This window comes from Streptacidiphilus monticola (assembly GCF_042658505.1).
Classification (GTDB): Bacteria; Actinomycetota; Actinomycetes; order Streptomycetales; family Streptomycetaceae; genus Streptacidiphilus; species Streptacidiphilus monticola.
This window is the reverse complement of record NZ_JBHSQJ010000107.1, coordinates 1-11,762: the sequence shown is the minus strand read 5'-3', so window position 1 is coordinate 11,762 and position 11,762 is coordinate 1. Positions and strand designations below refer to the sequence as shown.

Here is an 11,762-nt window from a genome sequence, read left to right as displayed (position 1 = left end):
ATGCTGAACCAGGCCGACGTCCCGCGCGGAACCACCGTGCTGGGCACGGCCATCGGCGGGGACACCCGCGACCAGGCCGTGCACACGCTCGACGGCACGCTGGGCAGGCTCGCCACCCAGCCGCTGCAACTCTCGCTCGACGGCCGGCAGTTCACGCTGAGTCCGGAGGTCGCGGGGCTGAGCATGGACACCGGCGCCACCGTGGCGCAGGTGACCCACCACAGCTACGACCCGAGCACCGTGCTGCACTCCCTCCTCGGCAGCGGCAACGCCGTCGCGCCGGTCGTCGAGATCGACGGCGACAAGCTGCGCGCGGCGCTGTCCCGCCTGGCCGCGTCGGGCAGCGCACGCGAGGGCAGCGTCCGCTTCTCCGCGTCCGGCAAGCCGCTGGTGACGCTGCCCAAGGCCGGGTCGGGGCTCAACCTCGACGCCGCCGTGGCGCTGGTCGAGCAGGCCTACCGCAACCGTGCCGCGGGGGCGAAGGAGGGGACGATCAACCTGCCGGTCACGGCGGTCAGGCCGAAGTCCACCGCCGCGTCCACCAACCAGGCCGCGCAGACCCTGGGCAAGTGGGCGATGCAGTCCAAGCTCTTCCACGTGAAGGCCGGCAGCACGACCGTCGACTTCGGCCCGCGCACCTTCAGCATGGCGCTGACCCTGCGGCCGGACGGCAGCGGCGCCTTCGTCCCCGTCTTCGACCTGGCCGCGCTGAAGCAGGCCTACGGCAGCAAGTTCGCCGGAGCCCAGGTCAACGGCAAGGAGGTCACCGCCCAGCAGGTGGCCGACGCGCTGACCACCCTGCTGAGCAAGCCGAACGGTCCGACCAGCATCACTCTCAACTAGCGCACCCGGAGGCGTCGTTCAGCCCGCGCTGGACGACGCCTCCGGCGTTTCCGCGCGCCTTGCCGCCCATGCGGTCCGCTGCGGAGCGCGTCCGGTGGTGCTGGCCCCCGGTCTGCGGGACGGACGCTCGCCGGGGAGAAACAGCGCTCCCCCCAGAGCCAGGGGCTCTGGGGGGAGCGGTCATGCGGTCAGCGGTTCGACCGCAGGCGTCACTTGGTGAAGCCCACCTTGGTCCAGTCGACGTCCTGGAAGCCGAAGGCGCCCCAGTTGGCGACGGTCGGCTTGGTGGCGACGATCTGCGGACGCTGGTACAGCGGCAGGTTGACCGCCAGGGTCCACAGGGCCTTGTCGGCCTGGTTGATGTCGGCCAGGTACTTCGTCGGGTCGGTCTCGCCCGCCGCGGCGGCCATGGCCGAGTCCACGTCGGCGGAGCCGATGCGCGAGTAGTTCTGGCCCACGTTGCCGTTCTTCGGCGACGCGAAGGACGCCTGGGAGTTGGTCAGCGGGAAGAACGGGATCGCGCCGATGCCCGAGAAGATGGTCAGGTCGAACTTGCCCGCCGCCACGTCGTCGAAGAAGTGGTCCTGGGTGCCGAGCACGACCTTCAGCTTGATGCCCAGGTTCTTCAACATCGGGACCAGCAGCGTGGACTCGTTCTGGGCGACCGGGGTGCCGGCCGGGATCTCCAGGGTGAGGTCCAGCTCCTTGCCGTCCTTGGCGCGGTAGCCGTTGGAGCCCATCTTCCAGCCGGCCGCGTCGAGCTTGGCGCCCGCCGCCTTCGGGTCGTAGGCGCCCAGCTCACCGGCGTTGTCGACGTAGCCGTTGGCGTTGTTGACCAGGAAGTGGTTGTTCAGCGGCTTGATCTGCCACGGCAGGGAGGCGAGGTCCGACTGGCCGATCGCGATGCGGTTGATGCCCTGGAAGATGGCCTGACGCACGTTCTGGTCGGTCAGGATCGGGCTGGTGCCGTTCAGCAGCAGCTGGCGCAGGTTCGGGGCACCGGCGACGCGGATGGAGGCGCCCGCGACCGACTTGGCCTTGGCGTAGGCGGCGGCGGACGGGCCGATGTCCATCACGTCGATCTCACCGGAGGCGAAGGCGCTCGGCTCGGTGGCGGCGTCCAGGGTGACGAAGTTGATCTGGCTCAGGACCGGCTTCTGGCCCCACCAGTTGGGGTCCGGGACCTCGGTGACCGTCTTGGTGGTCGGGTTCATCGACTGGATCTTGAACGGACCGGCGGTGACCGGGATCTTGTTCCGGTACGCGTTGTTGAAGCCGTCCAGGGTCCCGATCTGGGAGGCCGGGTAGAGCGGGGCGAACAGGGACTGCCAGTCGGCGAAGGGGGTCGCGTAGGTGACCACGACCTCCTTGGCGTCCTTGCCCTGGGCGACCGACTCGATCTGGTCGTAACCCGTGGTGCCGATGACGGCGTACTTCGGGTTCTTGCCGTTGTCGGCCTGCCAGACGGCCTGGAAGTCCTTCCAGGTGATGTCGGTGCCGTCCGACCACTTGGCCTTCGGGTTGATCTCGTAGGTGGTGACCTGCTTGCCGTTCACCGTCTCCACCTTCGCGGAGGTGATGTAGTCGGTGTTCGGGGTCAGCTTGTTGTCCGCGGTGCTGTGGAACAGCGAGGACGGCATCACCGGGGCGAGCGTCTGCGTGATGGACAGCTCGTTCTGCGAGTCGGCCTGCAGCACGTTCCACTGGCTGGAGTACTGGTCGACCGGGAAGTTGAAGGTCCCACCCTGCTTGAGGTTGGCCGGGTCGACCGGGTTGATCTGGTTCAGGTTGGGGTTGTAGGCGCTGTGCGACGGCGCCGCGGTGGTGCCCTTGCCCGAGCTGGAGCACGCGGAGGCGGTGAGCACGAGACCGGCCGACAGCGCGATCGCTGTGGCGACCTTGACGGTGTTGCGGGACAAAGCAGTCCTCCCCTGACTCATCTTCATAGGTGTGCTGCCGTACGGCCCTTGGGCCGGTTGGTCAGACGACTTCCAGCGCCGCCGCGTAGTGGCAGGCTGCGGTGTGGTCGGTACCGAGGGACGCGGACGCGGGGTCCTCGTTCCGGCACCGCTCGGCCTCGCCTTCGGCGAGACCGACGTACTTGGGGCACCGCGTGCGGAACCTGCAACCCGACGGCACGTCCGCCGGGCTGGGCAGGTCACCGCTCAGCAGGATGCGGCGACGCTCGCGCTCCTTGCGCGGGTCAGGCAGTGGCACGGCGGAGAGCAGCGCCTGGGTGTAGGGGTGCGAAGGGGCGTTGAAGACTGCCTCCGCATCTCCCTGCTCGACGATCCGTCCGAGGTACATGACCGCGACACGGTCCGCGATGTGGCGGATCACCGAGAGGTCGTGGGCGACGAACAGGTAGCTCAGGCCCAGCTTGGCCTTCAGTTCGTCGAGCAGGTTGATGACGCCGGCCTGGATGGACACGTCGAGCGCGGACACCGGCTCGTCGAGCACCACCAGCTTGGGGTCGAGCGCGAGCGCGCGGGCGATGCCGATGCGCTGGCGCTGACCACCGGAGAACTCGGTCGGGTAGCGCTCCGCGTGCTCGGGCAACAGGCCGACCAGACTGAGCAGTTCGGGGATGCGGGCGTGGATGCGGTCCCTGCTCCAGCCGTGCGTGCGCATCGGCTCGGCCAGGATGTCGCCGATCGGCATGCGGGCGTCGAGCGAGGCCATCGGGTCCTGGAAGACGACCTGGAGGTCGCGGCGCAGGCCGCGGCGGTCCTTGCCGCTGAGCGCCTTGGTCTCCTTGCCGAGCACGGTGACCGAGCCGACCTGTTTGGTGGGCAGTTCCAGGATCTCCAGCAGAGTGGTGGTCTTGCCGCAGCCGGACTCGCCGACCAGGGCGAAGGTCTCGCCCTCGCGGATGTCGAAGCTCAGACCGTCGACCGCGCGGACCGTGCCGATGCGGCGCTTGAAGACCTGACCCTTCGTCAGCGGGAAGTGCTTGACCAGGTTGTCGACCCGCAGCACCTCGGCGCGGGCGGTGCGGTCCTCGTGCCCGTCGTACTCGGGGATCTCGGGCGTCGGGAACATGCCCTCGCGCTCGATCGAGGAGCCGATCTCCTGGGAGCGGTGGCAGGCGGCGGCCAGGCCGTCGGAGCCGACCGGCTTCAACTCGGGCTCGGAGACCTTGCACGCCGGCACCGCGATCGGGCAACGCGCCTCGAAGGGGCAGCCCTTGGGCAGCGCGACCATGGACGGCGGGTTTCCCTCGACCGGGGTCAGCGCCTTGCGGCCGCTGTCGTCCAGCCGCGGCACGGCGCTGAGCAGCCCGATGGTGTAGGGCATGCGGGGCGTGTAGAAGACCTCGTCGGCGGTGCCGGCCTCGACCGGCTTGCCGGCGTACATCACGGTCACGCGGTCGGCCACGCCCGCCACCACGCCGAGGTCGTGAGTGATCATCAGAATGGCGGCGCCGGTGACGTCCTGGGCCTTCTTCAGCACCTCCAGCACCTGCGCCTGGATGGTCACGTCCAGAGCGGTGGTGGGCTCGTCGGCGATGATCACCTTGGGGTCGTTGGCGATCGCCATGGCGATCACGGCACGCTGGCGCATGCCGCCGGAGAACTCGTGGGGGAAGGCGTCGACACGGCGCTTGGGGTCGGGGATACCGACCAGGTCCAGGAGTTCGATGGCGCGCTCACGGGCCGCCTTGTCGTCCAGCTTCTGGTGGATCTGCAGCGCCTCGATCAGCTGGGTGCCGATGGAGAAGACCGGGGTCAACGCGGACAGCGGGTCCTGGAAGACCATGCCGATCTCCCGGCCGCGGATCTTCGACATCTCGCCGTCGGACAGGCCCAGCAGTTCGCGGCCTTCGAGCCGGACCGACCCGGTGACGTTGGCGCCGGTGGGCAGCAGGCCCAGGATCGACGTGGCGGTGACGGACTTGCCCGAGCCGGATTCGCCGACCAGCGCCAGCGTCTCACCGGCCCGCAGCGCGAAGTCGATCCCGCGCACGGCACGGACCTGACCGGCCTCGCTGGGGAAGCTCACCCGCAGGTCGCGGACCTCCAGCACGGCGTCGGTCGTGGTGAGGAGAGGAGAGGCGGGGGTGGTCACGAAGCGAGTCCTTCCTCGACGCGAGCGGTGTTGCTGATCTGGTCGGCCGTCATCTCGTTGTCCTCGAGCGTGTCGGTCTTCTTCACGCGGGCCTTGGCCCCGGAGGCCGTCGGGTCGAAGGCGTCGCGCAGGCCGTCACCGATGAAGGCGGCTGCCAGGCCCATCAGGATGAGGAAGGCGGCGGGGAAGAAGAACATCCAGGGCGAGGTGGTGGCGTCCGGCTCGCCGTCGGCCAGCAGCGTGCCCAGCGAGATGTCCGGCGGCTGGATGCCGAAGCCGAAGTAGGAGAGGCCGGACTCGGTGAGCACCGTCGTGCCGACCTGGATCGTCGCGTCCACGATGAGGATCGACGCCACGTTCGGCAGGATGTGCCGGACGATGATGACGAGTGGGTTCACGCCCATGTACTTGGCGGCGAGGACGTACTCGCGGTCCTTCAGCGTCTGGGTCATGCTGCGCACCACGCGCGCCGTGATCATCCAGCCGAAGGCGGCGATGAGCACCACGAAGACCAGCCAGGTCCCGCCGGAGAGCTTCGGGGCGATGATCGCCAGCAGCAGGAAGGAGGGCGCGACCAGCATGAGGTCGAGGAACCACATCAGCACCCGGTCGATCCAGCCGCCGAAGTAGCCGGCCGAGGCGCCGATCAGGGCCGCGATCAGGGTGGTCAGCGGGCCGCCGACGATGCCGATGATCAGCGACTTCTGCAGACCGCGCATGGTCAGCGCGAGCATGTCCTGGCCGGGGTGGTTGGTCCCGAACCAGTGACTCGAACTCGGCCCGGTGCCGAGAGCGTTCCAGTCGTTGTCGGTGTAGCTCCACTGCAGGAACGAGGGCACCACGTAGGCGCAGGCCAGCAGCACGACCAGGATGCCCACGCCGACGACGGCGAGGCGGTTGCGCAGGAAGCGGCGCAGCACCAGGGCGCCGCGGCCACGGCGCTTGGTGGAGGCGGCGGTGGCGGCCAACTCGGGCTCGACCACGGGGATTTCAGTGCTCATGGGTCATCTCCTCGGATTCGGCGTTCGTCTCGGCTGGGATGCGCTAGGAGCGCACCCGGGGATCGAGCGCCGCATACACCAGGTCCGAGAGCAGGCCCGCGATCAGCACCAGAACCGCGGTGAAGACACCGATGGCCGCGGTGGCGTTCACGTCGTTGTGCGAGATCGCGTCGACCAGCCACTCACCCATGCCGTGCCAGCCGAAGATCTTCTCGGTGAAGGTGGCGCCGGTGAACAGCAGCAGGATCGAGTAGACGAGCAGCGGCATGACGGGGATGACGGCGGTCCGCAGGCCGTGCTTGATGACCGCCTGACGCCTCGTCAAACCCTTGGCCCGGGCGGTCCGAAGGAAGTCGGCGCCGAGCACGTCGAGCATCGTGCTGCGCTGGAAGCGGCTGAACTGGGTCACCTGGATCAGCCACAGCGTCAGCGTCGGCAGGATCAGGTGCTCCGCGGTGTTGAGGAGGACCGGGAAGAACCCGTGCACGTCGGGGTTGTGGATGTTGATGTACTGGATCGGGGAGCCGAACCAGTTGTCGATGGTCTGCAGGCTGACCGCGATGACGACCGTGGGGGTGGCCAGGATGGCGTAGGACACGACCGTGGAGATCCGGTCCGAGGGCCGATACTGGCGCAGCGCGTTCCAGGCGCCGATCGCGACACCGCTCACCGCGCTCAGCACGGTGGCCGTGAGCAGCAGCACGGTGCTGACGTAGACCCGGCGGCCGAGTTCGTCATTGACGGAGGAACCGTCGTACGCGGTGAGGAAGTTGCCGTGCAGCACCGAGGTGAGCCACTTCCAGTAGCGCTCCACGACCGGGGTGGACGGATCGAGGTTCTGCTGCTGCAGCTGCATGTGGATGGTGTGCATCGGCGGCTGCGGGTGCTTGCTCAGGTAGTTGACGATGGGCTCGAGCTGGGTCGCGGCCAGGAAGTAGACCATCGTCGCCGCAAGGAACACAAGGATCACGTAGTTGATCGCTCGTCGGAGTAGGAACCGCCCCATACCGTGTCCTCATGTCCCGCTCGGGCCGCGGCGGACTCTCCCTGTGTCCCCCGCAGCGTCAGTACGCAAGCCGACCTGTAGGCCGGTTGATCCCAAATCATGGCGGCGAATGGGCGGCGTGACTACGGCCCGATGATGAAGTTTCCGTAACGCCACCCCGTGAGGTGGTTCGGCCGCCATTTGGGATTCATCCGAAATGACGGGACTATGGCCCGGCTATGTACCGGTATGTCCGTCCGGTATGTGGACTTCGGCCCGCTGTGCAGCGGACAGTTCACCGTGCGTGACTTTTGCGGGTAAGCGGTGAACAAGGAGTCACCCCTGTCCGTGGTGCCACAAAGGGAGAATCGGGCCACGCGCGCGAACAATGCACGGGAATGGGGCCCGAGAAACATCTCGGAATGGCAACGGGCCGGTTCCCCCCGTTCGGGGGGAACCGGCCCGACGGCCAGCGGTTGTCTCAGGCGGCGCCCAGGACGTCAGGACGCCCCGACCACAGCAGCCTTGTCCGCTCCGCGCTCAGGACGCCCCGACAACAGCAGCCTTGTCCGCTCCGCGCTCAGGACGCCCCGACCACGTCGACGTCCTCGGCGAAGTGGCACGCCGACTCGTGCGCCGCCGGCGTGTCCTTGCCGCGGAACACCTCGGGGACGGCCAGCAGGGGCACGTCCGTCGCGCACTTCTCCTGCGCCTTGAAGCAGCGGGTGCGGAACCGGCAGCCCGACGGCGGGTTGGCCGGCGAAGGGATGTCGCCGCCGAGGATGATCCGCTCGCGGCCCTCGCGGCCCTCCGGGTCCGGCACCGGTACCGCGGAGAGCAGCGCCTGGGTGTACGGGTGGGTCGGGTGCTCGTAGATCTCCTCGTCCGAGCCGATCTCGACCATCTTGCCGAGGTACATCACGCCGACGCGGTCGGAGATGTGACGCACGATCGACAGGTCATGGGCGATGAACATGTAGGAGAGCGAGAACTCGTCCTGCAACTTCTCCAGCAGGTTGATCACCTGCGCCTGCACCGACACGTCCAGCGCCGAGACCGGCTCGTCGCAGATGATGATCTCGGGCTTGAGCGCCAACCCGCGGGCGATGCCGATGCGCTGGCGCTGGCCGCCGGAGAACTGGTGCGGGTACCGGTTGATGTACTCCGGGTTGAGGCCGACGACGTCCAGCAGGTCCTGAACGGCCTTGCGACGGTCGCCCTTCGGGGCCACCTCGGGGTGGATCTCGAAGGGCTCGCCGATGATGTCTCCGACCGTCATGCGCGGGTTGAGCGAGGTGTACGGGTCCTGGAACACCATCTGGATGTTCCGGCGGATCGCCTTCAGCGCGCGGCCGGAGGCCCGCGAGATGTCCTCGCCCTTGTACAGCACCTGGCCGGCCGTGGCCCGCTCCAGGTTCATCAGCACCTTGGCCAGCGTCGACTTGCCGCAGCCGGACTCGCCCACGATGCCGAGCGTCTCGCCCTGGTACAGCTCGAAGGAGACGCCGTCGACCGCCTTGACCGCGCCGATCTGCTTCTTGAAGAGGATGCCCTGCATCAGCGGGAAGTGCTTCTCCAGGTCCCGGACCTCGAGGATGGGCTCCCCGCGGCTCACGGGCTTGGCCATCGCGGCCTCGATCGCCGCCTCCTGGGCCGCTTCGTCAGCCATGGATGGTCTCCTTCCAGAAGTGGCAGGCGCTGCCCCGGCCCTCCAGCGGAGTGCCGTCGGCCTCGGTCACCTGGTGCAGCGGCGGGATCTCCGAGCGGCACACGTCCTGCGCCATCGGGCAGCGCGGGTTGAACGCGCAACCGGACGGAATGCGAAGCAGGTTGGGCGGCAGGCCCTTGATCGCGTAGAGCTCCTGGCCCTTCTGGTCCAGCCGCGGGATCGACTCCAGCAGGCCCTTGGTGTACGGGTGCGCCGGGCGCTTGTACAGCTCGTGCACCGGGGCCGTCTCGACGATCCGGCCCGCGTACATGACCGCGATCTTGTCCGCGACGTCGGCGACCACGCCGAGGTCGTGGGTGATCAGGATCAGGCCCATGTTGTACTCGCGCTGCAGGTCCGCCAGCAGCTCCATCACCTGGGCCTGGACGGTCACGTCCAGGGCGGTGGTGGGCTCGTCCGCGATGATCAGGTCCGGCTCCAGGGCCAGCGCCATGGCGATCATGATGCGCTGGCGCATGCCGCCGGAGAACTGGTGCGGGTACTGGTTGACCCGCTCCTTCGCGGCCGGGATGCCGACGCGCTCCATGAGCTCGACGGCCTTCTTCTTGGCGTCCTTCCGGGACATGCCCTGGTGCACGGTGAACATCTCGCCGAGCTGGTAGCCGACCGTGTGCACCGGGTTCAGCGAGGAGAGCGCGTCCTGGAAGATCATGGCCATCTGCGCGCCACGGATCTTCCGACGGGCCTCCTTGCCCTCCTTGAGCAGGTCCTTGCCCTTGAAGACGATCTCGCCGCCGGTGATGAACCCGGGCGGGGAGTCCAGAATGCCCATCACCGCCTGGGAACTGACGGACTTTCCGGAGCCGGACTCGCCCAGGATGGCCAGCGTCTCGCCGGCGCGCACGCTGTAGTTGACGCCGTTGACGGCCTTGGCCACGCCGTCCCGGGTGCGGAACTCCACGTGCAGGTCCCGGACTTCGAGCAGCGGGTGCTCCTGCGAGTCCGCGACCCGGGCGTGCTGCGGGTTGTCGACAGTGATACTCACGCTTCCGCCTCCTCAGCGCAGCTTGGGGTCGAGAGCGTCGCGGACCGCGTCGCCGAGCATGATGAAGGCCAGAACGGTGATGCACAGGGCACCGGCCGGGAACAGCAGCATGTGCGGCGCGTTCCGGAAGGTGGAGGAAGCGGCCGAGATGTCGATGCCCCAGGACACGGTCGGCGGCTTCAGACCCACACCGAGGTAGGAGAGCGTCGCCTCCAACGAGATGTAGGTGCCGAGCGCGATGGTGGCGACGACGATGATCGGCGCGATGGCGTTCGGCAGGATGTGACGGAGCATCAGCCGCCCGTTGCCCGAGCCCAGGGCGCGGGCCGCGGTCACGTAGTCCTGCTGCTTCGCCGTGATCACGGCGCCGCGGGCGATGCGCGCGATCTGCGTCCAGCCCAGCACCACGATGAAGGCGACCACGATCCAGATCGACTGGCTGGGGATGACGGACAGGAAGACCAGGCCGCCGAGCAGGATCGGGATACCGAAGAAGATGTCGGTGATCCGCGACAGCACCGCGTCCACCCATCCGCCGAAGAAGCCGGCCAGGCCGCCGATGATCGTGCCGAGCAGCGCCGCGCCCAGGGTGGCGCAGACGCCGACCGTCATCGAGGCGCGGGCGCCGTAGAGGGTGCGCGCGTACACGTCGCAACCCTGCTCGTCGAAGCCGAAGGGGTGGCCTCCGGTGGGGCCCTGCTCGGAGTTGGCGAGGTTGCAGTGGAGCGGGTCCTGAGAGGTGAACAGGCCGGGCCAGAGCGCGACGATCACCAGGAAGACGATCAGCAGCCCGGAGATGATGAAGACCGGGTTGGTGCGTAGTTCGCGCCAGGCGTCCTGCCACAGGCTGCGCGGCTTCTCGCGGTCGATCACGCCGACCGCCTCGACCGGCGCCGCCTCGATCGTGCCGAGGTCCTCCTTCTCCAGCAGTCCGTCGGCCTCGATCGCCCCGATGGTGGGGGTCTTGGGGAAGGCGCTGGAGGTCTCGGTCTCGGAGCTCCGCTGAACTCCGTTCGGCTGGTCCGGTTCCTGGTCAGGCATAACGGATCCTCGGGTCCAGGACCGCGTAAAGCAGGTCGACGAGCAGGTTGGCGAGGAGGTAGACGATGACGAGAACCGTCACGAAGCCCACCGTGGTGTTGGCGTCCTGGTGCACCACGCCCTGGTAGAGCCAGAAACCGACGCCCTGGATGTTGAAGATGCGCTCGGTGACCAGCGCACCGCCCATCAGCGCGCCGAGGTCGGTGCCCAGGAAGGTGACCACCGGGATCAGCGAGTTGCGCAGCAGGTGGTGGGTGACCACACGGCGGCGCGGCAACCCCTTGGCCACCGCGGTGCGGACGAAGTCGGCCTTGGTGTTCTCCGCGATCGTGGTGCGGGTGAGCCGCGCCACGTACGCCAGCGAGACCGAGGCGAGCACCAGGCCCGGGACGATCAGCTGCTGGAACGGGACGCTCGGGTCGACGGTCGGGGTGATGACGCCCCACTTGACGCCGAGCAGGTACTGGAGCACGTAGCCGATGACGAAGGTCGGGATCGAGATGACGACCAGGGTCATCACCATCACCGACGTGTCGGCCAGCCTCCCGCGGCGCATGCCGCTGAGCACGCCCAGGCCGATGCCGATCACGGCCTCGATGACGAAGGCGGTCAGCGCGAGCTTGACCGTGGTCGGGTAGGCCATCTTCAGGAGGTCGACGACCGTGGTGCCGTTGAACGCGTCACCGAGGTTCCCGGTGAAGATGCCGGCCATGTACCGCCCGTACTGGACGATGAGCGGCTCGTTCAGGTGGAGCGACTCACGGAACTGCTCCAGCACCGCGGGGCTCGGGGTCTTGTCGCCGAACTTGGCGGCGACGGGATCACCGAGCGCGTGCACCATCACGAAGATGATGAATGTCGTCCCGATGAACACCGGGATCATCTGGAGCAGTCGTCGGATGACGTAGCGCCCCATNAGCGAAAGCTGCTAGCTGGAAGCGCAGGTCGGCAGCCGGGGGCCTCTGGGCCCCCGGCTGCCGACCTGCGCTTCCAGCTAGCAGCTTTCGCTTGCGGCGTCGGCTACTTGACGGTGATGTCGGTGTAGACCGGGACGCTGAACGGGTCCAACTCCACGTTGGAGACCTTCGAGGACCAGCCGACCAGGCCGTT

8 protein-coding genes and 1 pseudogene are annotated in these 11,762 nt (G+C 68.2%); 1 reads left to right on the top strand and 8 read right to left on the bottom strand.

Going from position 1 to position 11,762, the window contains the following annotated elements:
* Nucleotides 1-843 (top strand): annotated as a pseudogene (locus tag ACFP3V_RS24075) (hypothetical protein); the annotation flags it as partial.
* A 209-nt stretch (nucleotides 844-1,052) separates the two neighbouring features.
* On the opposite strand, the gene ACFP3V_RS24070 reads toward ACFP3V_RS24075, so the two are convergent.
* From ACFP3V_RS24070 to ACFP3V_RS24035, 8 genes are all read right to left on the bottom strand, one after another.
* The gene (locus ACFP3V_RS24070; RefSeq protein WP_380587171.1) at nucleotides 1,053-2,762 is read right to left on the bottom strand and encodes an ABC transporter family substrate-binding protein; all 1,710 of its coding nucleotides are present in this window, start codon (nucleotides 2,760-2,762) and stop codon (nucleotides 1,053-1,055) included.
* A 61-nt stretch (nucleotides 2,763-2,823) separates the two neighbouring features.
* Nucleotides 2,824-4,911: an ABC transporter ATP-binding protein gene (locus ACFP3V_RS24065; RefSeq protein WP_380587168.1), complete on the bottom strand. Its 2,088-nt coding sequence runs from the start codon at nucleotides 4,909-4,911 to the stop codon at nucleotides 2,824-2,826.
* A complete protein-coding gene (locus tag ACFP3V_RS24060) occupies nucleotides 4,908-5,912 on the bottom strand; it encodes an ABC transporter permease (RefSeq protein WP_380587165.1) in 1,005 nt (334 codons plus the stop codon). Before ACFP3V_RS24060 ends, ACFP3V_RS24065 begins: the two co-directional genes overlap by 4 nt.
* 43 nt (nucleotides 5,913-5,955) lie before the next feature.
* On the bottom strand, nucleotides 5,956-6,882 hold the full coding sequence (locus ACFP3V_RS24055; protein WP_380587162.1) for an ABC transporter permease: 927 nt from the start codon (nucleotides 6,880-6,882) through the stop codon (nucleotides 5,956-5,958).
* A 595-nt stretch (nucleotides 6,883-7,477) separates the two neighbouring features.
* Nucleotides 7,478-8,566 (bottom strand): ABC transporter ATP-binding protein, encoded by a 1,089-nt coding sequence (locus ACFP3V_RS24050; RefSeq protein WP_380587159.1) that lies wholly within the window; start codon nucleotides 8,564-8,566, stop codon nucleotides 7,478-7,480.
* Complete coding sequence (locus ACFP3V_RS24045; protein WP_380587156.1) at nucleotides 8,559-9,611, bottom strand: ABC transporter ATP-binding protein; 1,053 nt, start codon at nucleotides 9,609-9,611, stop codon at nucleotides 8,559-8,561. The genes ACFP3V_RS24050 and ACFP3V_RS24045 overlap by 8 nt, the downstream gene beginning before the upstream one ends.
* Nucleotides 9,612-9,623: 12 nt before the next feature.
* Nucleotides 9,624-10,652 (bottom strand): ABC transporter permease, encoded by a 1,029-nt coding sequence (locus ACFP3V_RS24040; protein WP_380587153.1) that lies wholly within the window; start codon nucleotides 10,650-10,652, stop codon nucleotides 9,624-9,626.
* Nucleotides 10,645-11,568 (bottom strand): ABC transporter permease, encoded by a 924-nt coding sequence (locus ACFP3V_RS24035; RefSeq protein ID WP_380587150.1) that lies wholly within the window; start codon nucleotides 11,566-11,568, stop codon nucleotides 10,645-10,647. Before ACFP3V_RS24035 ends, ACFP3V_RS24040 begins: the two co-directional genes overlap by 8 nt.
* Between the last annotated feature and the right edge of the window lie 194 nt (nucleotides 11,569-11,762).

Excerpts from the sequence above, each read along its gene's own strand:
- ACFP3V_RS24035 (WP_380587150.1), bottom strand. The coding sequence starts at position 11,568 with ATGGGGCGCTACGTCATCCGACGACTGCTCCAGATGATCCCGGTGTTC.
- ACFP3V_RS24050 (WP_380587159.1), bottom strand. The coding sequence starts at position 8,566 with ATGGCTGACGAAGCGGCCCAGGAGGCGGCGATCGAGGCCGCGATGGCC.
- ACFP3V_RS24040 (WP_380587153.1), bottom strand. The coding sequence starts at position 10,652 with ATGCCTGACCAGGAACCGGACCAGCCGAACGGAGTTCAGCGGAGCTCC.
- ACFP3V_RS24060 (WP_380587165.1), bottom strand. The coding sequence starts at position 5,912 with ATGAGCACTGAAATCCCCGTGGTCGAGCCCGAGTTGGCCGCCACCGCC.